This is a genomic window from Spirochaetae bacterium HGW-Spirochaetae-1, assembly GCA_002839375.1.
Taxonomy (GTDB): domain Bacteria; phylum Spirochaetota; class UBA4802; order UBA4802; family UBA5550; genus PGXY01.
On the sequence record PGXY01000003.1, the window covers coordinates 255,658 to 279,930 of the forward strand.

Below are 24,273 nucleotides of genomic sequence, written 5' to 3' on the forward strand. Positions count from 1 at the left end.
CGTGAGGTATATCCATGATTACCATAAGAGAAGTCACGGAAAACGATCTGCCCGATGTTGAACAGCTCCTGAGTTATACCTGGGCCGACACCTACGCCAGCTTTCTCTCGGACAAGATCATCCACAAGGTAACGGAATTGTGGCATAATCCGCAGCTTCTCAGGAAACAGATACAGAATCCCCATGTCCATTTCCTCATTGCCGTAAACGAAGACGGGACCTTTGTGGGACTTTCCACGGCCGTAATTAATGATGAAAAAAATATTGTACTGGGAAGATTGTATGTTCACCCCCAGCATCAGCACCGGGGTATCGGCACCCGGCTCCTGAAAAAGTCAATCGACAATTTCCCTGAAGCCAGGACCGTTCACCTCGAGGTGGAGGAAAACGACATCAAGGGGGTCCGGTTCTACCTCAAGCATGGTTTCCTTGAAATAGAACGCCGGCAGGAAAATATGGAAGGTACAATTTTAAATGTTTTAATTATGGAAAAACCATGTGCATAAATGTAGGGGTGGCATCGCATTGTACGGACAGGTCGCGACCTGTCCGTACAATGCGATGCGATGAAATGCTGTCAGTTAAACAATTTCTGAATAATCGGCAGCATGGAAATGTCATTGACGATGACAAAAATTCCGATCAGAATGAGAATCAGGACACCCACGGTCTGGATGCGCTCCATGATTTTTTGATTAAGAGGTTTTCCCCGGATAGCCTCAATCGTGAAAAAGAGGAGGTGGCTGCCATCCACAGCCGGTATGGGCAGAAGATTCATTACCATGAGAACAATTGATATCTTCGCCATGAGAAGAATAAATGCGGCGATTCCCTTGTAATAGGCCACGTCTCCGGCAATCTTTGCTATGCGAATGGGCCCCGACAGGTTTTCCCGCACATTCATTTCTCCGGCAAAGAGCATACCGATGCCCTTCACGTTCATCACGATGAAGTCATAGGGTTCAACAAAGGCATGGGCGAGTCCATCGATTACGCCGAACTTTACCTCGACCATTTCAGGAGCTATAGCGAGATACACACCGATGAATCCACGCTCCTCCAGGGAAATTTTTCCTGTAACTGATTTGCCCTTGTGCTCCAGTGTCACTGTTTTATCCTTGTTCTTCCGGATATATTCCATAAAATTTTCCCGGGAAAAAACCGTATCACCGTTGAGTTTCAGAGACATGTCCTTTACCACTTCATCGAGGATGCGGCTGTCAAATATGGGATTGCCGTCGATGCTGACGTAGACGTTCGACCGGGGCGTGACTGTTACCTTTTTATTTTTCCCGCTTCTGAGTATATCGAAGGTTATGCTCTGCCCCATCCGCACCTTTACATAGTCGGTAAACTCTTCAGGAGTCCTTATTTCTTTGCCGTCGACCTTCAGCACCTCGTCAAGCTGCTGCAAACCCGCCCGGGATGCCACATCATCGGGAGCCACGTCGGCGATCATCACCCTGTTCCCGAAGGGAATAATACCTATGGCGTACCTGCCCGTATGGGGCGAAAGGGAAGGCACAACAGCATAGATGCTTTTTTTACCATCGCGCTCTACTTCGATTGAAAGTTCTTTCCCGTCGGAAAAGATCACCTGCGACTGGATATCATCGAAGCCGTTCATGCGTTTACCATTTATTGCGGTTATGCGGTCACCGTCCCGGATACCGGCCTTGTAGGCGGCAGAGAGAGTGACTTCTTCCCTGTACTCCTCAGGAATGTAAACCCTGTTCGTCTCCTTTGTATATCCCACCATATTCATGACGAAAAAAAGCAGGATACCGAAGAAAAGGTTGAACATGGGACCCATGGCAACGGTTACAATCCGCTTCCAGGGAGCCGCGCTGAGAAACTCATAATCCTTGCCGACCCTGGATTCCGACGGATCTTCCCCGTAAAACTGCACATACCCTCCAAAGGGTATGAGGGTAACCTGGTAGGTCGTATCATTGACCGTCTTCTTGTAAACGCCCCGGCCGTATCCCATGGAAAAGACCTTCGCTTTTATTCCCACCAGCTTCCCGCCCAGAAGATGTCCCAGCTCGTGAATAAATATGCAGAGCCCGAGAAGGACCACGGCGGATAGAATATATGTTACATACATCATAGTAAGTCACCTCAATTCGTAATATTTACTTCCTTTTGTTTTTCAGAAATCCGGCGGATATTTCCCTGGCAGTGCGGTCGGCATCGAGAATATCACCGAGGGAGGGATTGTCCACGACGCCGTGCTGTTCCAGTGTTTTTTCGACAATTTTCGCTATATCGGTAAAACCGGTTTCTCTTTTCAGAAAAGCATCAACGGCGATCTCGTTCGCCGCATTGAGCGCCGCCGGCGCCGTACCGCCCCTTTTACCCGCTTCATAACAGAGCTTCAGTGCCGGATATCTCGCATCATCACAAACGTGAAAGTTCAGAGAACCATACTTTGTGAGATCGAGTCTCCCGAAATTGTTACGTATTTTTTCGGGATAGGTGAGCGCATTGAGTATGGGCAGGGCCATATCGGCTATCCCCAGGTGCGCAAAGACGGAACCATCCACAGTCTCCACCATGGAATGGACGATGCTTTCTTTGTGAATTATCACATCGATATGCTCATAATCCACATTGAAAAGATGATGTGCTTCTATCACTTCAAGACCCTTATTCATGAGAGTCGCCGAATCTATGGTTATTTTGCTGCCCATATTCCACGTGGGATGGTCCAGAGCCTGCTCCGGTGATACGTCCGCCAGGCTTTCCATAGGCGTGTTTCTCAGGCTGCCGCCCGACGCCGTGAGAATTATTCTGTCTATATCACCGCGCCTTTTATCGTGCAGGAGTGAAAAAATAGCGCTGTGCTCGCTGTCTACGGGGATAAGTTCCACGCCGCGATCCTTCACCGCCGACATGAAAAGCGGGCCTGCCATGACCAGCGTCTCCTTGTTCGCCAGCGCTATCCGAGGCGACGCGTTCAATGCGGCAAAGGATGGCCGCAGGCCGGCTGCGCCCACGATTGCGGAAACAACAACATCAACGGACCTTCCTGCCAGCAGGGCCACACAGTCTTCACCCTCGATGAACTCCACGCCGGGATACCTGCCCTTAAGCCGCCTGAAATGATCGCTCGACTGTACTTCGATAGAATCAACTGCAACAGCGGAGGGACGGAATTCATCAATCTGTTTCTCAAGCTCCGGCAGATTCCTGCAGCATGAAAGGCCATAGACCGTATAACTGTCGCCCAACATTCTTAGAACGCGAAGCGACGAAAGCCCGATGGACCCCGTAGAACCCAGTATGGTAATTGTTTTTGACATATCGGAACCGGTACTGATTTCTACGGAATACCCTTCACAATGAGATAATAATAAAACAGGGGCGTAGTGACGATGAGGGCGTCAAAGACATCCCACATGCCGCCGTGACCCGGGATTATTGATCCCGAATCTTTTATAATTCCGTCTCTTTTAACGGCTGACTCGATGAGATCGCCGATACTGCCGAAAAAGCTCAGGCCCATACCGATGAGTGCGGCCTCCACCATGGTGAAAAGATTCCTGCCAAAAAAAGAAGCAAAGACCTGGTTAATAATCATCATGCCGAGCATGCTGAAAAGCAGACCGGAAAAATATCCTTCCCATGATTTGTTCGGCGAGGCAGGAAATTTCGTCTTGTGTTTTCCGAATAACACACCACCAAAATAAGCGCCGGTATCATTGAGCATGACCGTGGCATTCAAAATTAAGATATAATACAATCCGTCTTTCAGAGCCTTCATCAGGATAATGTGTGAAAAGGATAATACAATAAAGATGACACCGAAGACCGTGACGGACAGTGAATAGATGCCTCCCTTCAGGGGCCTCTGGAAGAGCTGCAGAAATGCCAGCACTGCCAGGAAGAGTACAATAACAGCAAACATGAGACGGGCATCAAAGGCGCCCACCATGCTGTTATATCCGTAAACCTTCCCGAAGGCAAAAAGGTACATGATGATATTGACCAGGAAGGCCATGACCATGCCTGCCGCGATAAAAGGTTTTCCCTCTTCCCTTTCGGATATCTGGTAAAACTCCAGAAGACAGATCATGGAGATCACGAGGGAGATCACCACCAGGGGAATATCCTGAAAACTGCTTGTAATAATGGCGAAAAAATACACCGGCAATGCCACAAGGGCGCTGGCGATACGTTTTATCGTTTCCTTTGTCCTGTCATTCATAATCCGCCGTATCTCCTTTCTCTCTGTTGATAATCATAAATTGCTTTATACAGATGTTCCGGCATAAAATCCGGCCACAGTACATCAATAAAAGCGAGTTCCGCATAGGCGAGCTGCCACAATAAAAAATTACTGATCCGGCATTCCCCGCTGGTGCGTATGACCAGGTCGACCTCGGGCAGTCCCGCCGTATAAAGATATTTTTCCATTTTACCCTGGGTAAATTTTTCAGAATTCCCCCGCTCCGCAAGCCATTTATTCACCCCGTCGACAATTTCCTGCCGGCCGCCGTAATTGATACAGAGATTGAGAACGGCCTTCCTGTTTTTCTTTGTTTCCTCGACGGCGTTGAGGATGGTTTTTCGAGTTTTTGGGGGGAGTTTGCCCGTAGTTCCTGAATGGCGGACCGATATGCCTTTCTGTTTGATGGTCTCCAGTTTCGTATCAAAAAAATAGTCCAGGAGTTTCCATAAAGCAAAGATCTCGGTGCTGGGCCTGAGCCAGTTCTCCGTGGAAAAGGCATATAAGGATACGGCCTTTACACCAAGGTCCAGGCAGACATCCATGAGGGGTTCGATGACCTCGGCCCCTTTTCTATGACCTTCAGCACGGGGCAGCGCCATTTTTTTGGCCCAGCGTCCATTCCCGTCCATGATGATGCCGATATGGGCCGGAATTCTCGATGGATCTAATAGGTCTTTGTATTTTTTCATTTATTTTTGAGATTCAGGCAGCCCCTCAAAGGCTGAGAATTTCTTTTTCTTTATTATCAGTCAGTTTCTGAACATCTTCCACGAATTTGTCCGTGAGCTTCTGGATCCTGGCCAAAGCGCCTTTCGAATCGTCTTCAGATATATCCTTATCCTTTTCAAGGGACTTGATCATATCATTCCCGTCCCTGCGGACATTGCGGATGGAGATACGGCATTCCTCGGCCTTATGTTTCGCCACCTTCACATATTCTTTTCTCCTCTCCTCGGTAAGATCGGGAATCTGAATACGGATGAGCCTTCCGTCATTATTTGGATTGACCGATAGATCGGATTTGAGAATCGCTTTCTCGATATTGCCCAGATTTCCGGCATCCCAGGGCTGAATGATAACCAGACGGGGTTCCGGTATTGAAATCGTCGCCACCTGGTTCAGTGGCATCTGTGTTCCATAGACATCGACGTTAATACCGTCAAACATGGCCGGATTCGCCCTTCCCGTCCGTATTGCCACAAAATCCTTCTGCAGGGCGGCAATGCTTTTTTTCATTCTGTCTTCTACGTCTAAAATTATATCTTCCACCATACAAATGACTCCTTCATCAGGATATTAACGTGCCGATTTTTTCTCCCATCACAACCTTTTTCAACGAACCTTTATCGAAAAGATTAAAGACGATAATCGGCAACTTATTATCCATACATAATGAAACAGACGTCAAGTCTAAAACCCTGAGCTGTTTCTGAATCACATCAATATATGAAATACTGTCTATTTTCCTGGCGGAAGGGTCCTTTTCAGGATCGCTCGTATAGACCCCATCCACCCGCGTCGCCTTGAGCATAACGTCGGCCCCGAGCTCTATGGCCCTGAGGCTCGAAGCCGTATCGGTGGTAAAGAAGGGATGCCCCGTGCCTCCGGCGGCTATTACCACGCGGCCCTTTTCCAGATGGCTGAGAGCCTTCCGTATGGAATAGTGCTCAGCCACCTCTTTCATTTCCAGGGCAGTCATGACCCGTGCCGGTACCTGCAGCTGCTCCAGGGCGTTCTGCATGGCCAGTGAATTCATCACCGTGGCCAGCATCCCCATATAATCCCCCGTGGCCCTGTCTATTCCCAGCTTCTCGCCGAGAGAACCCCGGAAAATATTTCCGGCTCCGATAACCATGGCAACCTCGACGCCGGAGGCCGTTATATCACGGATTTCCCCGGCGACGTCCGCCAGAATTTTCGGGTTGATGCCGGTTTTTTCCTCACCGGCCAGGGCCTCCCCGCTCAGCTTCAGGAGTATCCTCTTATACCGGGATCCCGATTCAGATTTCATGGATTACCCGATCTGAAAACGGGAAAAACGGCCTACTTCAATATTCTCACCGTAGGTAGCGATCTTTTCCTTGATGAGATCCTTGATGATGATCTTGTTATCCTTGATGTATTCCTGCTCGAGCAGACATACATCGGAATAGAATTTATTCAGCTTGCCTTCGACGATTTTTTCAATAACATTATCGGGTTTGCCGCTCTGCTTCAGCTGCTCGCGGTATATTTCCCTTTCCTTCTCAAGCATGTCGGCGGGAACTTCCTCTTTATTGATATAGAGGGGACACGCAGCCGCTATCTGCATGCACAGTTCCTTGGCAAGAATCTGGAAGTCTTCGTTTCGAGCAACGAAATCCGTAACGGTGCGCAGCTCGAGAAGAACCCCGATTTTCTGATTTGAGTGGATGTAGGAGGCGATAATTCCTTCCGTCGCTTCCCTTCCCATTTTTTTATCGGCGGCGGCAAGGCCTTTCTTGCGAAGAAGCTCGACGGACTTATCCATGTCACCGCCGGTCTCGATAAGCGCCTTCTTGCAATCCAGCATCCCTGCCTGTGTTTTTTCACGTAATTCCTTAATCATATCACTGCTAACTTCAGCCACGATATTTCTCCTTTTTTCATTTAGTCAAACAGCACGCGCAGCTTCCGGTCTTTTCAGAGAAAGACGCGCGACTATTTTATGCGAAAGAAAAAGATCCTGTATTACCAGGTCTTTTTCTTTTCGTCATACTCATCATATTCGCCGTAGTCACTGTCCTTGGCGTCCGCTTTTACTGCTCCTTTAGGCGCATCTTCTCCGGCTGTTTCTTCGGCGGGTTTGCTATCAGGTTCGGGGACGTCAAGTTCAGTCTCTTCACTTTCGACGAGACCCTCTTCGTCTTCCACCTGCACGAGATCGGCCTGGCCGCCCGACTGTCCTTCCACAATGGCATTGACCATTACATCCAGAAACAGGGCGATTGCGCGAATAGCGTCATCGTTGCCGGGAATGGGGAAATCTACTTCATCGGGATTACAGTTTGTGTCCACAACAGCGAAAATGGGAATGCCCAGCTTATGCGCTTCATTTACCGCGATTGATTCCCTTTTCGGATCGATGATAAAAAGGGCATCGGGAAGTTTTTTCATGTCTTTGATGCCGGCAAGAATTTTGTTTTTCTTATCCAACTCACGCTGCAGATCCAGCCTTTCTTTTTTCGTTTCCGCTTCCCAAATATCGGTTGCCTGCATTTTTTCCAGCTCTTTCAGGCGCTCGATGGATTTGCTTACGGTTTTAAAGTTAGTCAGGAGCCCGCCCAGCCAGCGCTCGGCTACATAGAACATACCGCACTTCTGCGCATATTCCACGATGGCGCCCTGAGCCTGTTTTTTTGTACCTACAAAGAGAACCTTGCCGTTATTGGAGGCCAGATCCTTCATGGCCCCATGGGCTACTTTCACTCTCTGCATGGTCTTCTGAAGATCTATTATGTGAATTCCATTTCTGGCCGTGAAGATATACTGCGCCATTTTAGGATTCCATCGTCTGGTCTGATGGCCGAAATGCACGCCAGACTCAAGTAACGCTTTCATTGATACTACTGCCAATGATATTACCCCCTGATAATAATAAATTAATGCACCCGGTCCCCAAAGGGATTTTCCGCAGGTGCTGTATACTCGGGCGGAACATGCCGTTCCGCAGGAGATTCATTTAGATAAATTAATTAATTGCCGCTTCTCACGGAGAGTTGGCAATCGGACCCCTGTCCGATTTCTGGTACACACCCTTATTCAGGGTGCAATTGATAGCCGCAGGCGCGGCCTAAATCTTCCGAAAAATAAATATACCGGCCACAAGACCGATAATCGACGAAAGATTTAATTTCAGGCTGAACGAAATTATTTCGAGATTGAATCCCACAGGCCCGGTCAGGCTCCGCGTAAGAACGGCCAGATCGGGAAAGGCTTTTACCAGTAATGACCCCAGAGCCGATCCCAGAATGGCACCAATGAGTATAAAAGCGATAAAGTACCAAGTATTGGAACGGTCAAAAGTCATTAATGAAAACTCCTGTTACAAACATACTTTTTCACGAGCGGCTTTTGTCAAGTTTTTTTCATGAATTACACATGAAGGTCCTATTTCAGAAAGTACTTCAACAGATCCTGGGCGGGCTGGGTCTCATCGGCTTTATTAAAAAAGCGGATTTCCACCACGGTCTGGTTGTGCGGATGGGTTTCAGGATAATCAATAGTGTTATTTCCATACCCCACCCATCCGTTTTTATCTCGCTGTACATAAAAATATGAATAAACAATGCTTTCCTGTCCGGAGTAGGTGAAGTAGAGACGATAAAACTGTGTAAGCGAACCGATCCGGTATACATCTCCGCTCTTCAGGCTCAGGGTTGCCAGGGCAGGATAGAACGCATAGCTGCCTCCCTTTTCCTTACGGCCCTGCCAGCGCAGGATGCCAAGACCCGTAATCTCCTCCAGAGATATCCTCCTGGATCTGCCGTCATGGGTATCCTTTGCGCTTATGACCATGTCTTTCACCAGGAAACGCAGGGAGCCCCGGAGAACATTTCCCGAGGCAAAGGTTATGGCCGCGGGAAGGGAAAGAGCATTCTTCACATTTTTCAATTCAGTTTTCTTCGACGACAATGCGGGATCGACGACCCCGGGCTCCACGGGTATTTTCACATCGGCGGTATGGGCCGCGGAAACGCCAAAGAGAAAGAGAAGGGAAAGAAATATCCTACTTGCCGAATTCATCCTGAACATGCTGAATTTCCTGCAGGGCCATTTCATGCTTGGGGTCAATGGTGAGAAGTTTTTTCCAGACGACATAGGCTTCCTTTTTCTTCTGAAGATTTTTCAGTGACAGGCCCGATACGACCAGGGCGCGGACAAAATTGCTCCTGAACTGCAGGGCCTTCTGGGCCGCCTGGTAGGCCATGGAAAAATTGCGCAGATGAAGATAGGCTTCGGCCAGGTGGCACCACACATTGGCATCAATTTCATTTTTGCCCAGATACTCCTTCAAGTGCTCCACGGCGCGCGGATAGTTACCGGCGTTCAGGTAGCACTCTCCCACATAGAGGTGTGTTTTCTCATCGCTGGCGTCAATGGCCAGGGCCTTTTCCAGCTCCGTGACTGCCTCATCGTAACTGCCCTTCGACAGGAGTTTGAATCCTTTTTCACGGAACAGAACCAGGTCACGGTACACGGGATCGATCTCCACTATCACCAGGGTCACATCGTCGCTCTGCTCGGTTCCCCGGGTAAACCCGTTCCATTCTTTCATGATTCTGTCCCTGACCTCACCGATAGAGAGATGGGCGGTTTCAGTCAATATATTCTTCAGCCTGCCGCTGCCGAAGCTTTCGCCTTCAGTGTTTTTCGCCTCGGACAGACCGTCGGTTAAGAGCAGCACCCTGTCGCCGAAATTGAGAATGTCCTGGCGGTCCTCATACATCTCGTTGGCTATATCCATGGCGCCCATGAACAATCCATTGGTATCCCACTCCTCCACCGTAAGTCCTTCCCGGCGGAGAACAAGGGGAAGTACATGCGATGCATTGCCGTAGAAGACCTCGTAGGTGGGACCGATAACGAGAAAAAAGGCCGTGACAAAATCATCGGTCTTGATGGTTTTCATGAGTTCATTGTTCACATTGACAAAAATATCCCGCGGGAAAAGCTGGGTCTGGATCGTCTCGGCAAAACTGATTTTGGCCAGGGCCGTAATAAAGGCTGCGGGCATTCCGTGTCCCGAGGCGTCGGCGATGAGCACTCCCACATGGCCGCCCTGCATCTGGAATATGTCAAAAAAGTCTCCTCCCACCTTCCCCATGGAACGGGACCAGGCCTCAACGGCAATCCCTTCATGATAGAAGGGCGTCTGGGGGAGAATCCCGCGCTGGATATCGGCGGCCAGGTCAAGCTCCTGCTGCAACTCGTTATCGCGTTTTTCCATGCGGTTGAGGATGGAGTTTATCTCCTCGGTGCGTTCCTCGACGATATTTTCCAGGTTCTCGTTCAGGGATTCCAGTTCTTTTTTCAGATAATTAATCCTGTCGGCAAGACCCAGGGATATAAGGACAACCTCCATGAATGAAGAGGCCTGCATCCCCCACTGCGTGACCATGTTATCGGGAATCAGGGCAAAGGACTTAAGTCCGTGAAGAACAACCATGACCCAGAAAAAACTCCAGGCTATGGCGTAAAAGCGCGCCGGCTTGAATCCCTTCTTCAGGACCTTCACCAGGGAGATGGAAACCAGCAGGGCCGTCATAAAAGTGATGGAAATGGCCCCCATCATCATGATGCGGTAATTCAGGAAAAAGGAAAAGGGAACAAATATGATAAGCAACATGATCAGGACGAGAAAAATCTCGTTCATCCTGGGGATAGTACGCTCCATCTCCAGGAAGGTGCGGCAGAAATTAAGGGCGAAGATGATTGACAGCAGGATGAAAAAGACCAGGTTGTTGTTGGCCCACCACTGCGATCCAGGCCATAAATACTGGGCTGCAAGGCCGTTCAGGCTCAGCTGGAACATGAGAAAAAAGGCATAATACAGGACATAAAAAAGATAGCTCATATCCCGAATAGAGCAAAACAGAAAAAGGTTGTAGATGAGCATCACCAGTATGGCGCCGTAATAAATCCCCTGCAGGACGTTTTCCCTTGTCACATTATAAAAAAAAACGTCGGGAGTCCACAGGTGCATGGACAGGTTCATGGAGCTCTCCGTGGTCACCCTGAGAATATAGGTGGTCCCGGCTCCGGCCTTTTCTGTGCAGCGGAACACCCAGTTGCGGTAATCCACCTCTCGTTCGCGGAAGGGGCGCATCTTTCCCCCCGTTCTTGATTCGAGTATAGTACCCCGGTCGTCAACACGGTAGAGCCTGATATCGTCGAGAAGGGGATAGGCCGTTTCCAGCAGGAACGTGACGTCGGAGCCGGTTCGGTTTTCCACCCTGAACCGGACCCAGTAGGCGGAACTGGTGAAACCGAAGGACGGAGAAATCTGTTTTTTCATGACGAACAGGGAGGATATTTCCGGCCTGAGGACCTGATCGATGGTGAGAGTTTTCTTTCCGTCCTCCAGCATTTCAAAACCGGTACCGATGTCCAGTTTTTTAAAATCTGGATCGATTATAAAGACATTATCAGCCTGGAGATGCCGGGCTGATAAAAAAAAGAGCAGAAGACAAAACCCAATGATGTGCGCGTATCTTTTTCTCATCATACCATTCATATGGATCAGTATCGCCGATACTGTCCTGAAAAACTCCCTTGGCGGTATTCTTCAGGAGCGGAAACTCCCGGCTTTTAGCTTGTTCCTTCATATTTGCAAATATTACACATCCTGTCAATGTATTTATGGGCACCTCTAAAAATTAGGTTTTTCATTAACAATAAGTAATAAAGGAGCTTCCGATTCACGGCATGAAACGATTTTTTAAGCAATATATTCTACATTAATTTATCGGTTCATCCGATAAATGTAAAAGATACGCGAAATCTCAGGCTGACATGGCCGTTTGCCGTGAAGCGGAAGACCGCAAGAATTTACATGTGAGGGGTTTATTATGAATTCCATCTCTGTCCCGACAGAAGCTGTCACCATATACAATAATGCGCTGGAGCTTTCCACCAGGGGTGACCTGGCAACAGCGCTTGCCGAATACCGGCGGGCAATCGACATCTATCCCGGATTCGTCGAGGCCTATAACAATATCGGCGAAATACATTCCGGCATGGGGAACAGCGACCTGGCCGTTTCGGCCTACCTGCAGGCCCTGACAATAGAGAAGCATTACCGGGTCCTCCTGAATATCGGCGTGGAGTACTACAACTCGGGACGGCCCGAAAAGGCGCTCCAGTATTTCCTCGATTCCCTGACAATGAAACCCGATTTTCTCGAAGGGAACTATTATGCCGGGCTCATATTCTATGACGATAAGAAATACAAGGAAGCTGAAACCTACCTGGGCAGGGTCATCAACATCGACATGAAGCATATGAAGGCCAATTATATACTGTCCTACATTTACTACGAATGGAAACAGTACGAAAAGGTCCTGGCATGTCTGGACAATATAAAGGACACCGCCGACGATAAGTCCTTTATCAAGAAATACTACGGCTTCTGCTGCTATTATCTGGGACGCTTCACTGAGGCCGTGGACTATCTCACGGAAGCCCTGGAATCACAGCCCCGATACGCAAAATTCAAGACCTATCTTCAGAATCTCACGTATGAAAGCAAGGTAAAAGAAGTCGGCGACGTGGAAAAGGCCATAAAGGAACTGGAGAAAAACATGCTGGGAGAACGGCCCGCCGTATCGGAAATCTCCCGGCTCAGCATGCTCTACATCTTCAAAGGCCAGAACAAGAAGGCCGAGAAGCTCCTCATGAACTACAAGGCGAAGATAGCGTCGTAAGACCTCACCCCGGCTCCGCCGCGCCCTCTCCCAAAGGAGAGGGCTGTCTGCAAGATACCAGTTGAGGTAAATAAAAGGACTGAAGACAGGCAATATCTGTGGCGTCACGGATATTATTCAGCATTATTATAATCTATATCTTACTGGAATATCCATCCTTACTTTAATTTTTTGGCCCTTATATAACCCAGGTGAAAATTTTTGTTGTTTTAATGTAGAGATAGTTGCCTCACTGAATTCCTGATGTAGTTTTCTTTCAGAATTTTCAGTCACATTTTTATTGAAATATATTTTTAATATTTCAACATCATCAACTGTTCCGTCCTTAGTAATAGTTGTCATGGTAAATACTTTAGCTTCGACATTCATTTCTTTTGCTAATTTAGGATATGACAACTTAATTTGACTTAAAAGTTTGGGCAAAATAATTGGGCCATTTTCATTAGCAACTACTCGCTTAATATTATCATTAAATTCAATTTTATCAAGATCGATTATTTTCTTTTCGGAACACGACAAGATAACGGTAAAAATAATTATACTAATTGGTAATACTTTAAACCAAAACGTAATGATTTTATACTCAATAGTCATATTGCTTTCCTGAATAAAAGTTATGATCTATTCCCCATTCAGACCGGTCATGGACGACCGGGCTGCTGTGTCGCACGCGAGGATGGCACACGATGTGCCTCCACAGCGTGCTCTGAGTGAGTTACCTGAAACCTTATGTCTTAGCCCGTCGCGGCCAGCGACCGCCGGGGAGGTCGAGGAGGGGGCGGCGAGGCCCCCTCTTCGTTCCATAAGTCCCGGGAAACCGGGATACCTCACCCGGCCGGTGATTCCGGCCACATCTATCCAACAGAATATAATTCTATTTATTTTCCACTCGTTTCTTCAGCGCCTCATTCATCAATGTAAAACCCTCGACCGTTGAGTCAAAACTGAAAAAAGGAACCAGAATGCCATAAAATTTTTCTTTTTGAATGAGTTGTGTTTTACCGGTACCAATCGATTTAACCTGAAAAGTATGCCGCCCGGTAAAAATCCCCGGCATCAACAGCCTGCCTTCCCAGCGTAATACATTATACTCTTTAAACAAAATGATCTTTGGTGTGAAGACGACAGGATTACTTCCCTTTGTTTGGAATGTAACTTCGATAGTATTCCCTGTTTTTATAATTCCTGTTGCCTTTCGAATAAAAGGATTCCATTCCGGATACTTATCAAAATCAATCAGCACGTTCCAGACCTTATCAACCGGAGCATTTATTACAATGTCTGTTTTGATGCTTTTTTTCCCCAGCAATAAAAGAGGGAGAACGATGAACACGAGCAGCAGAATTACGATTGGTACCTTTTTCATGCAATTACACCTCTCTGGTTGAAACCGGTTCCTACAGTCCGGTCAGATCAAACTTCCAGTATGGCCCTTCCTTCACAAAGGAAAAGCGGACGCCCGAAGCGACGCTCATAATGACATGATCGCCCTGTTGCTCGCGGCTGACGATATCGGACCGGAGTGCCTGCCCCATCGGGCCCTTGTTTTGCGTGACAATGTAGAGGGAGCAGAAATCATCGGGAGTAATCGTTTCCAGACGCTCGCGGGGAATGCCGTACAGGGCCGATATCCCGCTTTTCTGCTCTTCGCTCATGGTGGAAATATGGGCGATAATTTTTTTCATCTTTGCCAGGCTGTCCCTGGAGATAATTTTTTTTAAAAGAACGGCGTCCTGCGATGCGAAGGCCCTGCGGAGATCATGGAAGGAATCCTCGGGTGTCAGGGGACCACCGGATACGCACGATATGAAGATAGTCAGGACGGCAACCCACAGTCCTGCCTGTTTTCTCAATAAATACATGTTACCCCGTCTCCCTTTATTTCTATTATCATATTATCGATAAGCCTCGTGGCGCCGAAAAAAGACGCAATGGCAATCACCGACTTTTCGGCCATCTTACTGACGGGCTGCAGATCCGCGTAGCTCACGGCAGTGATGTAATCGATGGACCGGGGATTTCCCGAGGCGATGATTTTCCCCATTTCAGCTCGTATGGTTTCCCAGCGCCGCTCCCCCGTCTTCAGCATTTCTTCGGCTTTCTGAAGGCCCCGGTAAATGACCAGGGCGCTTTTCCGCTCGGCTTCCTTCAAATGCTTGTTGCGGGAACTCATGGCCAGGCCGCCCTCCTCACGCACTGTGGGAGAGATGATGATCTTCACGGGGAAGTTCAGATCGAAAACCATTTTCTCGATGGACACGGCCTGCTGAATATCCTTCTGGCCGAAAACAGACACGTCGGGCTGTATGATATTAAAGAGCTTGCCCACCACGGTAAACACGCCGCGGAAATGGCCGGGGCGCGCCGAGCCGCAGAGGTGGTCGGTAAAAATATCCATGTCGATATAGGTTTTCCGGTCGCTGTATATTTCCTTCTCGTCGGGAACGAACACCAGATCAACACCGGCCTCGCGGGCCAGCTTAAAATCACGTTCCAGGTCTATTGGATATGCATCAAAATCCTTCGGGTCATTAAACTGCATGCGGTTGACGAAAATGCTCATGACCTGGTACCGTGTATGCTTCCGCGACTCTCTCACCAGGCTCAGATGCCCCTCGTGGAGAAAGCCCATGGTTGGGACGAATCCAATGCTGAGTCCCCTGATCCTGGCCTCGCTGATCTTTTCACGAACCTCTGCTATGGAATATACAATATCCATGGACGAGCTCCTCTGATAATTTATTCACGTTCCCGCACATCATGATCGCCGCCGGCTATGCCCGTGTCAATTAAAAAGAATCAGACCGGGATTTTTTCGCCGCCAGGATCATCATGTCTCCCAAGCTGAAGTGCTTTGCGGTAAAATCGGCGGTTTTTCTCAACCACGAACCGGGCTTCCCTGCACCGCTGCCGTAGGTCTCCCGGGCCAGAATGGAAAACCCGTTTTTCTCCAGAAGCTTTTTCATGCTTGAACGGGAGAAATAATACAGGTGTTCGGGAAAATTATAAAAACGCCATGCGCTTCCGAAAAACTTCATGAAGTTAAGGCCGCCGGCACGGCACGTGGAGATATACAGCCTGCCGCCAGGGGCCAGCTCCCTGCTTATCTTTTCAAGGAAGAGGTGGGGATGATGAAGATGCTCGATGCTCGCCCAGAGGGTTATAACGTCAAAGGGACCGTCGAAGGCGGCATCGAGATAATCACCCCTGACCACATTGAGTCCCCCACTGCGGGCGAATTCCACACACTCATGGGATATATCTATGCCTCGGGCGTCCCAGCCCCGGTCCTTCATGAACCCGACAAAATAACCCGCGGCGCAGCCGATATCGAGGCACCTCTTCTCGCCATCCAGGCCCTGCTCAAATCCAAAAAAACCCAGGTCTTCCAGATTCAGCGTAAAAACCCGTTCGATCTCCCGTTTCAGTTCCGGTGAAAAATAGTTATTATATCCCCTCTCGGTACGCCGGGTAAAATACTCGGCTCCGTAATATTTCCCTATTTCTTCCTCTCCGGGCCGCGGATTGATGTACTGCAGACCGCAGCTTCGGCATTGAACGAGCTGAAACCGCTCGCCGTCGCGGGAGGCCTTCTCAAAGAGTTTTTTTGTATTATCATTTTCACATATAATGCATGAAATCGTTTCCATCTTTACCTGTGCCGCCTTTTGATGTGTTCAGCAATTGCATCTTTATATGTAAATCAACGGAGACGTCAAATATTATTCTTGAAAAAATCCCCTCATTGGGATAAAGTCAATATCAACGATCAAAACGATTGCCTTTTCAACAAGGGAGAGCCACACAGTGCTGGAGAGTTCAAATAAAATAATTCAGATCTCAAAATACCAAGACCTTTCCGAGACACTGAAGGGTATAATAACAAAGCACGGGATGGATATTGCCGACGATTACAGCAACCTTCATTCCATTGACATGATAAAGAAGGGCATCGGGCAGACCGGAAACACCAGTTTCATGCGGAGCGAGCTTGTGCGTTTCATCAGGGAAACAGGCTTCCCTTTTCTGTTCATCATGGATTATAAGATCGATACCGGTGTGGGTAAGCAGCTGGATCCTGACGGGATGAAGCTCCTGCGTACTTTACTCATCTCCTGCATCATCCTTGCCCGGGGCGCGGGATTCGAAAAGCTCCGCGGGAATTTTCTCCTCCTTGCGGAAAAGAACGATCTGGCCCGGGCACGACAGATAGAATCGGACCCGCTGCGCATCCTCAAGATACTCTCCACCTCGGATAAAATCGTAAATTCCTTTATCAATGAGCTTAAAAGCAACTCTTACCACTTCAATCAGCTTTTTTATATCAGGGCCATGAGCACCGAAAGTTCCGTCAACGACATCCATGTCGTCATGGACACCATGATCAAAGCCATATACGCCCGGAAACATCTAAAAAGATTGAAGGAAACCAAAGCGTCTATCAACACGGGGGACTATGAGGCTGCAAAGGTGCTTTACCGCCTCGATGATAAAAAGGTATATATCGACGGTGAAATAAAAACGGTTAAGAGCGGCAGCATGAATCAGCTGGAGAGCAACCAGTTCTATGTAATGGGCCATTGGGTGAATAAAACCCTCATAGAAACGGCAGATAAGGTTATAATCGCTGTCAGGAAGGGACTGGGCACGGAGAAGGTCTTCGCCGGAGATGATGCCATCATTATAAACCTGACGGATAAATGCATTGTGGACTCGACGCTGACGCCGTCACTTATACAGATCCTGACCAAGGACCTGGGAAGCTTCAGCAATATCACCATCAACATCACTGAATCGAATAACGCCGTTCTTTCCCAGGCAAAGGGATACAACCTGCTGAAAAAATCCCTTCACCTCATAAGGGAACATCAATAAATTGTTATTTGAATATTCCCCGACACCTTTACTGATGGCCTATGGTGTAGCGGATGCTCTCCTGTCCCAGTATCTGCGACAAGTCCTTCACCAGTCCTTCCGATGGCGTGATATTGAAGGTGTTGTGAACCTTGATTATCTTTTCCCGGTCGTTCCGCTCATTCACATGGAAGAATATGGGACAGTCTCCCTTGTACCTTAAAAAAGTCGATTTGATCATATCGAGTATCTTTTCATCAACACCGATGGGGTCCAGCTTGATATGGATGGCCGAGATGGCTTCTCGCCGAACGTCCTTCAGGGCGCGCACGCTGTTGACGATTATTTTTTTCGGTACATCGCCGTCCATCTCTATTTTACCGCTCACCATGACGGGCTGGTTCGACATGAGCAGATCTTCGTTCTTTTCCACCACGCGGGCAAAGGCCAAAAGCTCGATGGTCCCCTCCAGGTCCTCGAGAAAGCCCGTGGCATATTTTTTACCGCTTTTCTGCGAACGTTTCACCGTAAAGTCATGGATGACGCCCACTATGGAAACATCACTTTCATTATTTTCTTCTGCAAGCCTGCCGATGGTTGTTGACGAGAAGGAGCGGATCTCATCCTCGAACCTGGCCAGGGGATGTCCCGAGACATAGAGGCCCAGGACCTCCTTCTCGTTAAGCAGTCTTTCGTTATCCTTCCATTCTGCAACATCGAGAAGATCAATGTCAACGGAGGCCTGCGTGCCCTCACCCAGGCTGAAAAGATTCCCCTGTCCCGACGCCTTGTCCTCCTGGAGCTTACGGGCCGTATCGATGAGGAGTTCAATCGACGCAAAAAGCTGGGCCCGGTTTTTATGGATGTCCTCGAATGCCCCGGCCTTTACCAGAGCTTCCAGAACGCCCTTGTTCACCGTCAGCAGGCTGATGTTTTCAAAAAAGTCCTTCAGGGTATTGAAGGTCCCGCATTGCTCGCGGGTCTTGATAATGTTCTCGATGGCCTTCTCCCCCAGTCCCTTGATAGCGCTGAAGCCGAAGCGGATCTTCTTCCCTTCTATGGTAAAATCGAACATGCTTTTATTGATGGACGGGGGCAGCACCTCGATGCCCATTCTCCGGCAGTCATTGATGAGCATCGTTACATCATCGGGCTGTGTCGAAAGAAGGGCTGTCATGTACTGTATGGAATAATGGGCCTTCAGATAGGCCGTCTGATACGTGACCAGGGCATAGGCGGCCGAATGGGACTTGTTGAATCCATACTCGCCGAATTTCTTGATCTGCCCGTATAGCTCCTCGGCGAAACTCTTGTCAATTTTATTATTCGCGGCGCCGGCAAGGAATTTTTCCTCCAATTCATTGATGATATCCATCTTTTTCTTTCCCATGGCCTTGCGGAGTTTATCCGCTTCGGGCATAGTGAAGCCGCCTATCACCTGGGAAATAAGCATAACCTGTTCCTGGTATATTATGACGCCCAGGGTATCCTTCAGGATACTCTCCAGCAGGGGATGTTCGTATTTTACCAGGCTGGGGGTCCGTTTTCTTTTCACAAAATCGTCGGCCATTCCCGATCCCAGGGGACCGGGCCGATAGAGCGCAACCACGGCAATGATATCGTCGAAAACGGTGGGGCCCAGACGACGCAGCAGGTTTTGCATGCCGCTGCTTTCAAGCTGGAACACTCCCACGGTCTCGGCCCGCTGCAGAACACCAAAGGTGGCTTTGTCGTCCAGTGGAATCGTTTCTATATCCACGAAGAGTCCCGTGTTTTTCTTGATGAGCTTCAGACATTTATCGATGACTGTAAGGTTCTTCAGTCCCAGGAAATCCATCTTGACCAGGCCGGCCTGCTCCAGGGTGTTCTTCTCGTACTGCGACGAGATACTCCCCTCCTTGGGTTCCATGTACAGGGGAACATATTCCGTGAGGGCTCCCTTGGAGATGACCACACCGGCAGCGTGCTTTCCGGCTGACCGGGCCAGTCCCTCGAGGCGGAGGGAGATATCGATGAGCTCCTTTTCCACGTCGCCGGATTTGTAAAGCTTCTGAAGTTCCGGCGATTTATTCAGCGACTCCTGCAGGGTGTTTTCCGCAATCATCTTGCTTATCTCGTTGGCGCGGGCGAAGGGAATATCCATTACCCTGGCCACATCTTTCACCACAAGCTTGGCCTTCATTTTGTTGAAGGTGATGATCTGGCTCACCTTGTCCTCTCCGTATTTTTGCTTCACATAGTCGATGACCTCCTCACGCCTGTCGGCGCAGAAGTCAAGGTCCATATCAGGCATCTCGTTACGGTCGGGATTCAGAAATCGTTCGAAGAGAAGATCGTATTTCAGCGGGTCCAGTGCCGTGATGCCCAGGCAGAAGGATACCATGGAACCTGCCGCCGAACCCCGTCCCGGGCCCACGGGTATCTGCATCCTCCTTGCCTCTTTGATAAAATCCCAGACAATGAGGAAATAGCCTGAAAAATGCATGTTGGTAATTACGGTCAGCTCGTACTCTATCCTCTGGATCACTGCTTCGGGAACATTTTTCCCGTAGCGCATCTCGACACCCTCAAAAACCAGGTGTCTCAGATAGGAATCGAGATTGTATCCCTGGGGCACATCGAAATTGGGGAGTATGGGATTCCCCAGGTCCAGGGTGAGATCTATCATTTCAAATATTTTATGCGTGTTATAGATGGCGTCGGGAAGCTCCGCAAACAGGGTCCGCATTTCATCGCCCGATTTAAGATAAAACTCGGTGCCCGGGAAGCGCATCCTGTTCTCGTCCTTCATGGTTTTTCCGGTCTGGATGCACAGCAGTATTTCGTGGGAATAGGCATCTTCCCTGTTCACGTAATGGGCATCGTTCGTGGCAATGAGGGGGATATTTAGTTCCGAGGAAATGGCCACCAGTTCCCGGTTGACCTGGACCTGTTCCGGTATGCCGTGGTCCTGCAGTTCGAGATAAAAATTATCCCGGCCGAAAATTTCACTGTACGTCCCGGCCAGATCACGGGCCTCCTTCAGCTGCCCCTTCATGATGTGGCGTGGTATCTGGCCGGCCAGACATGCCGAGCCGCATATGAGTCCTTCAGAGTGTTTTACCAGCATTTCCATATCGATCCGGGGCTTGTAATAAAAACCCTCGGTGTATCCGATGGAGGAAAGCTTCAGCAGGTTCTTGTAGCCCTTTTCGTTTTTAGCCAGGAGGAGCAGATGGTATGACTTCTCCTCGTTACTGTCCTTTACGAATTCCTTGCTCAACCTTGAGCCGGGCGCCATATAGAATTCCTGCCCGATAATAGGTGTGATCCCCGCCTTCCTGGCCTTCTGATAAAACTCGATGGCGCCGAACATGTTTCCGTGGTCCGTGAGGGCAATGGCCGGCATACCCATATCAATGGCCTTTTTGACAAGCTTGCCCACGGTAATGGCCCCGTCCAGAAGGGAATAATCGGAGTGATTATGTAGATGAATAAATTCCATGACAGTTTTATGTTCCTCCGGCATCAACAGATGCCATGCTTAAAAAAGACCCGGGTCCCCTCGAAAGGTTTTTCGGCATAATGCGTATCACACTTGAAGCAGGATTCATGAGACTTCCCGTGGCTATCACTTTCTTGCACCAAAGGGACATAATTTCAAGTATTAATTTCCGGTAAAGTTAAAAAATCCAGGGATATGAATTATTTCGTAACAGTACCGGGGGTCAGAGCCCATACAGAAACCCGTAATTTTCTTGACCGGGATAACTGCATATTTATTTTTCAGGCATTTTGATATTTTTGTTCAATAATATGCATTAAATTGTTTTATCCGTTGACAAAACCGACGATATTGTGAATATGTTCTGTTTTAGATTAACAACTACAGGGGAGGGTATTATGAAATCAATAAATGAGGAGCATTTCGAGCTTGTGGCGAAACGCTGTCCCAGTTGTAATTCTCTGGTCATGGCACGAATCCAGTCGGAAAGCCCAGGGGAACCGCATTACAGCGATTATAAATGTTCTGAATGCACCTGGATAAGCCCGACACAACAGAGCAGCCTGCACTGCCGTTAAACAGCGCTTTTTACCCTCAATCGAATAAACAGTTATTTTATATCTGATTTACACATATTTTTATTGACAGTGATAAAGAATATATCAATAATGAGTGATAACTCACTCTTTAATATAGGGGATTTATATGATACCATCACACAAGAACGAGAGATACGAATTGATCGCCAAAAGATGTCCAACCTGTGAATCGCTTGTCATGGTAAAAATTCAGGAGATATCGCCGGGAATAGAAAAATATCATGGGGATTTCCGCTGTTCATCGTGCGGCTGGAGCAATCGGGTAAACGGCCATCCCGTACAAAACACCTGATTTCCCCTTCGGAAAAATCACCGCTTTCTCACTGTATGCCTGTTGATAAAAATAACCATACTGAAAAAAATTATTTAAAGAAATCCAATGTGTTGCCGATAATTAGAATATCATTTTACACATTAAACTTCCTTGCCCCCTCTGCGTTAGTTGCACTGGGGCTTTTTTTTGCTCATTGCACATCGAGACAGATAAGACAGATATCATCCTCGAAGCTCTCGCTCCCCCGAAACTGCACCAGGTCTTTCATGATGTTGTCGACAAAATCCCTGCAGTGTTCGCCCTTCTGGCGCAGCAACACTCCCTCCAGCACTTCATCATCAAAATACAGGCTGGTGTCATTGTACCGGGTCGTTTCCGTAAGACCATCGGTATAGAAAAGAACCTTACTGTTTTTCTCAAGGACTGCCTCGTTATTACAATAACGTTTGTTCATTTTTTCCAGCGAGCCGTTATCTACAATCGCCAGGGGCATACTTCTTTTACCGTTCAGCTGTTTTACAGCATCATCAGTAATAATGAACGGCGCATGGTGACCGGCATTGGCAAACAGTATCACGCGCGTGGCCGGGTCATATATGCCGTAAAAGGCCGTAATGAAATTTTCTCCGGTCTGGTTGATAAGGAGGTCATTCAGATAGGTGAGAAGCATGGCCGGGTCCTCCCTCCTGGGTCCGGACTGGAGAATGATCGTTTTCACCATGGAGGTGATAAAAGCCGCCGGTACGCCGTGACCCGAGACATCGCTTAAGAATATACCGATGCGGTCACTGCTCCTGAATTTAAGAAAATCATAGAAGTCCCCGCCAACCTGCTCCATGGGCTTATACAGGGAGGCTATATAGCTCGTGGGCCATGGATGGGGTATCAGCTGCTGCTGGATTTTTCTGGCCAGAGTGAGTTCTTTCTCCAGCAGTTCGTTTCTTTTTTTAAACCGGTTCCTCTCCTGTTCCAGTTCCCGGGTCCGTTCCCGGACCTTTTTCTCCAGGCTTTCCGACAGGCCCTCGACCCGGGAGAAGGCCCGGGAAAAACGCATTGTGAGACTCATTGACTGAGCGACAATGAAAAACAGAAACCCGATCTGAATCATGAGATATGTCTGGATAATATAATTCGCCGCGAGGATATCGTTGACAACCGTCAGAAAGAGAATGGCAAAGCCCGTCATGGAAATTGATGCTCCACTCCTCCTTTTAATAAAGGCCCGCAGGTAAATATAGGTCACATAGAGTCCGCCCGCAAGATAGACCACGTGATAGTAGGGGAGAAATCGGCTAAACGTAAGAGACGGTGTCAACAGAATAATCAGCGAATATATTCCTGCCACGGCATAAAACAGTATATTCACATACCGGTGTATGTCTTCAGGAAAGAGATTGGATAAAAATTTAATAAAAAATACAATGCCCAGGGCAACTGTTATGAACTCGATTCCGCGGATCAGCTCATAGCTGATATGGGGATACATAAAGGAAAGATAGACCTCATTGGTAAGCAGCACCCTGCCGGCAATCAAAATCGCAAAGAGAGCAAACCACAGAGGAGCCATTTCTTTCCGCCGGATAGCAAAGACCGCCAGATTGAAGAGGGCGATGACAAGAAAGACTCCAAATAAAAACAGATCGAGGGACATGCGCCTGATCTGCCGTTCGCGAAGCGGGCCTTTCAATCCAAAAAACATGAGCTCGGTCATGCCGCCCTGATAATAATTAAAATTGCTTACCTGCACGGTAACAGCCAGATCTCCTCCGTGAGAGAAAAAATCATGAACCTGGGAGTATTTGGCCGGCGTTGAATCGGCTGCATTTGTGCCCACGGACCCGACTGATCCGACTGGAACGTCATTGATCCATAGCCGGTATGCGCTGTTAGGATTGCCTACAACAAGTGCCATGTCTCCGGAATAATTCGTTTTTATAATGAAACGGTACGTTCCAAAGCCCGTTGCAGGCAGGGTATCACCGTTATGGCGCACACTGTTCCATCCTGCCGGTATTTTAATAAACCGGGGTTGCTCATCAACATTTCCTCTTCTGAAATCCTCCGGAGAAAGAAGCCGCTTCCAGTAAAATTCAGCCTCTCCGGAAAGCCGCACATATCCGTTCTTTGCCAGATCAACGGAACGCAGATCCACAATCCCATGGTTAATGGGCACGGGAAGTTTTTCAAACTCCACGAACATGTTTCCCATATCACAAGCCGGAAACAGAAGGAGAGAACATAACATTATTTTGACAAATGGCATACAGTGGCAAATCTACACCCGATTGATTTTCCTGTCAATATTTTCCCACTTCTTCCCTATTTTGATTGACGTCATGCCGGCAAAAAAGCCAGAATGAGACAATTATTCCCGATAGAACTGA

21 protein-coding genes are annotated in these 24,273 nt (G+C 48.3%); 3 read left to right on the forward strand and 18 right to left on the reverse strand.

Features of this window, described 5'->3' with window-relative positions; translation table 11 throughout:
• Positions 1–14 precede the first annotated feature (14 nt).
• A complete protein-coding gene (locus tag CVV44_05725) occupies positions 15–506 on the forward strand; it encodes a GNAT family N-acetyltransferase (protein PKL39720.1) in 492 nt (163 codons plus the stop codon).
• 71 nt (positions 507–577) lie between these two features.
• Here CVV44_05725 and rseP read toward each other — a convergent pair whose 3' ends face one another.
• The 11 genes from rseP to CVV44_05780 form a co-directional block, all read right to left on the reverse strand.
• Positions 578–2,110 (reverse strand): RIP metalloprotease RseP, encoded by a 1,533-nt coding sequence (gene rseP, locus CVV44_05730; protein PKL39721.1) that lies wholly within the window; start codon positions 2,108–2,110, stop codon positions 578–580.
• A 25-nt stretch (positions 2,111–2,135) separates the two neighbouring features.
• Positions 2,136–3,305: a 1-deoxy-D-xylulose-5-phosphate reductoisomerase gene (locus CVV44_05735; GenBank protein PKL39722.1), complete on the reverse strand. Its 1,170-nt coding sequence runs from the start codon at positions 3,303–3,305 to the stop codon at positions 2,136–2,138.
• 20 nt (positions 3,306–3,325) lie between these two features.
• The gene (locus tag CVV44_05740) at positions 3,326–4,210 is read right to left on the reverse strand and encodes a phosphatidate cytidylyltransferase (GenBank protein ID PKL39723.1); all 885 of its coding nucleotides are present in this window, start codon (positions 4,208–4,210) and stop codon (positions 3,326–3,328) included.
• Entirely contained in the window at positions 4,207–4,923 is a 717-nt protein-coding gene (gene uppS / locus CVV44_05745; GenBank protein ID PKL39724.1) for a di-trans,poly-cis-decaprenylcistransferase, read from the reverse strand. Before uppS ends, CVV44_05740 begins: the two co-directional genes overlap by 4 nt.
• 25 nt (positions 4,924–4,948) lie before the next feature.
• Positions 4,949–5,503, reverse strand: a complete 555-nt coding sequence (locus CVV44_05750) for a ribosome recycling factor (protein PKL40127.1) — start codon at positions 5,501–5,503, stop codon at positions 4,949–4,951.
• A 19-nt stretch (positions 5,504–5,522) separates the two neighbouring features.
• Positions 5,523–6,245 (reverse strand): UMP kinase, encoded by a 723-nt coding sequence (locus tag CVV44_05755; GenBank protein PKL39725.1) that lies wholly within the window; start codon positions 6,243–6,245, stop codon positions 5,523–5,525.
• Between the two features lie 3 nt (positions 6,246–6,248).
• Entirely contained in the window at positions 6,249–6,842 is a 594-nt protein-coding gene (tsf, locus tag CVV44_05760; GenBank protein PKL39726.1) for a translation elongation factor Ts, read from the reverse strand.
• 101 nt (positions 6,843–6,943) lie between these two features.
• Entirely contained in the window at positions 6,944–7,828 is an 885-nt protein-coding gene (rpsB, locus tag CVV44_05765) for a 30S ribosomal protein S2 (protein PKL39727.1), read from the reverse strand.
• Positions 7,829–8,045: 217 nt separating this feature from the next.
• Positions 8,046–8,282 (reverse strand): hypothetical protein, encoded by a 237-nt coding sequence (locus CVV44_05770; protein PKL39728.1) that lies wholly within the window; start codon positions 8,280–8,282, stop codon positions 8,046–8,048.
• 80 nt (positions 8,283–8,362) lie between these two features.
• Positions 8,363–9,007 (reverse strand): hypothetical protein, encoded by a 645-nt coding sequence (locus CVV44_05775; protein ID PKL39729.1) that lies wholly within the window; start codon positions 9,005–9,007, stop codon positions 8,363–8,365.
• Complete coding sequence (locus tag CVV44_05780; GenBank protein ID PKL39730.1) at positions 8,982–11,489, reverse strand: hypothetical protein; 2,508 nt, start codon at positions 11,487–11,489, stop codon at positions 8,982–8,984. Before CVV44_05780 ends, CVV44_05775 begins: the two co-directional genes overlap by 26 nt.
• 334 nt (positions 11,490–11,823) lie before the next feature.
• On the opposite strand from CVV44_05780, the gene CVV44_05785 reads away from it, so the two are divergent.
• Entirely contained in the window at positions 11,824–12,678 is an 855-nt protein-coding gene (locus CVV44_05785; protein PKL39731.1) for a hypothetical protein, read from the forward strand.
• Positions 12,679–12,804: 126 nt separating this feature from the next.
• Here the strand turns inward: CVV44_05785 and CVV44_05790 are convergent, their stop codons facing one another.
• The 5 genes from CVV44_05790 to CVV44_05810 form a co-directional block, all read right to left on the reverse strand.
• Positions 12,805–13,272, reverse strand: coding sequence for a hypothetical protein (locus CVV44_05790; protein ID PKL39732.1), 468 nt, complete (start codon positions 13,270–13,272; stop codon positions 12,805–12,807).
• Between the two features lie 280 nt (positions 13,273–13,552).
• Positions 13,553–14,044, reverse strand: a complete 492-nt coding sequence (locus CVV44_05795) for an SRPBCC domain-containing protein (protein PKL39733.1) — start codon at positions 14,042–14,044, stop codon at positions 13,553–13,555.
• Between the two features lie 31 nt (positions 14,045–14,075).
• Positions 14,076–14,540 carry a hypothetical protein gene (locus CVV44_05800; protein ID PKL39734.1) on the reverse strand — a complete coding sequence of 155 codons (465 nt, stop codon included), beginning with the start codon at positions 14,538–14,540 and terminating at the stop codon, positions 14,076–14,078.
• Positions 14,528–15,397, reverse strand: a complete 870-nt coding sequence (locus CVV44_05805; GenBank protein ID PKL39735.1) for a pantoate--beta-alanine ligase — start codon at positions 15,395–15,397, stop codon at positions 14,528–14,530. Before CVV44_05805 ends, CVV44_05800 begins: the two co-directional genes overlap by 13 nt.
• 70 nt (positions 15,398–15,467) lie before the next feature.
• Positions 15,468–16,328, reverse strand: coding sequence for a hypothetical protein (locus CVV44_05810; protein PKL39736.1), 861 nt, complete (start codon positions 16,326–16,328; stop codon positions 15,468–15,470).
• Positions 16,329–16,485: 157 nt separating this feature from the next.
• Here CVV44_05810 and CVV44_05815 point away from each other — a divergent pair, with 157 nt between their 5' ends.
• A complete protein-coding gene (locus tag CVV44_05815) occupies positions 16,486–17,553 on the forward strand; it encodes a hypothetical protein (GenBank protein ID PKL39737.1) in 1,068 nt (355 codons plus the stop codon).
• A gap of 28 nt (positions 17,554–17,581) precedes the next feature.
• On the opposite strand, the gene CVV44_05820 is transcribed toward CVV44_05815, so the two are convergent.
• Both CVV44_05820 and CVV44_05825 read right to left on the reverse strand, forming a co-directional pair.
• Entirely contained in the window at positions 17,582–21,040 is a 3,459-nt protein-coding gene (locus CVV44_05820; GenBank protein ID PKL39738.1) for a DNA polymerase III subunit alpha, read from the reverse strand.
• A 1,039-nt stretch (positions 21,041–22,079) separates the two neighbouring features.
• Positions 22,080–24,152: a hypothetical protein gene (locus tag CVV44_05825; GenBank protein ID PKL39739.1), complete on the reverse strand. Its 2,073-nt coding sequence runs from the start codon at positions 24,150–24,152 to the stop codon at positions 22,080–22,082.
• Positions 24,153–24,273 lie beyond the last annotated feature (121 nt).

What these genes read in the sequence shown, in the direction of transcription:
- CVV44_05810 (PKL39736.1), bottom strand. Translation starts at nt 16,328, where the DNA reads ATGGAAACGATTTCATGCATTATATGTGAAAATGATAATACAAAAAAA.
- CVV44_05755 (PKL39725.1), bottom strand. Translation starts at nt 6,245, where the DNA reads ATGAAATCTGAATCGGGATCCCGGTATAAGAGGATACTCCTGAAGCTG.
- CVV44_05740 (PKL39723.1), bottom strand. Translation starts at nt 4,210, where the DNA reads ATGAATGACAGGACAAAGGAAACGATAAAACGTATCGCCAGCGCCCTT.
- CVV44_05795 (PKL39733.1), bottom strand. Translation starts at nt 14,044, where the DNA reads ATGAAAAAGGTACCAATCGTAATTCTGCTGCTCGTGTTCATCGTTCTC.
- CVV44_05780 (PKL39730.1), bottom strand. Translation starts at nt 11,489, where the DNA reads ATGAATGGTATGATGAGAAAAAGATACGCGCACATCATTGGGTTTTGT.
- CVV44_05790 (PKL39732.1), bottom strand. Translation starts at nt 13,272, where the DNA reads ATGACTATTGAGTATAAAATCATTACGTTTTGGTTTAAAGTATTACCA.
- CVV44_05800 (PKL39734.1), bottom strand. Translation starts at nt 14,540, where the DNA reads ATGTATTTATTGAGAAAACAGGCAGGACTGTGGGTTGCCGTCCTGACT.
- CVV44_05785 (PKL39731.1), top strand. Translation starts at nt 11,824, where the DNA reads ATGAATTCCATCTCTGTCCCGACAGAAGCTGTCACCATATACAATAAT.
- CVV44_05820 (PKL39738.1), bottom strand. Translation starts at nt 21,040, where the DNA reads ATGCCGGAGGAACATAAAACTGTCATGGAATTTATTCATCTACATAAT.
- CVV44_05725 (PKL39720.1), top strand. Translation starts at nt 15, where the DNA reads ATGATTACCATAAGAGAAGTCACGGAAAACGATCTGCCCGATGTTGAA.
- CVV44_05770 (PKL39728.1), bottom strand. Translation starts at nt 8,282, where the DNA reads ATGACTTTTGACCGTTCCAATACTTGGTACTTTATCGCTTTTATACTC.
- rseP (PKL39721.1), bottom strand. Translation starts at nt 2,110, where the DNA reads ATGATGTATGTAACATATATTCTATCCGCCGTGGTCCTTCTCGGGCTC.
- CVV44_05825 (PKL39739.1), bottom strand. Translation starts at nt 24,152, where the DNA reads ATGCCATTTGTCAAAATAATGTTATGTTCTCTCCTTCTGTTTCCGGCT.
- CVV44_05735 (PKL39722.1), bottom strand. Translation starts at nt 3,305, where the DNA reads ATGTCAAAAACAATTACCATACTGGGTTCTACGGGGTCCATCGGGCTT.
- uppS (PKL39724.1), bottom strand. Translation starts at nt 4,923, where the DNA reads ATGAAAAAATACAAAGACCTATTAGATCCATCGAGAATTCCGGCCCAT.
- CVV44_05775 (PKL39729.1), bottom strand. Translation starts at nt 9,007, where the DNA reads ATGTTCAGGATGAATTCGGCAAGTAGGATATTTCTTTCCCTTCTCTTT.
- CVV44_05805 (PKL39735.1), bottom strand. Translation starts at nt 15,397, where the DNA reads ATGGATATTGTATATTCCATAGCAGAGGTTCGTGAAAAGATCAGCGAG.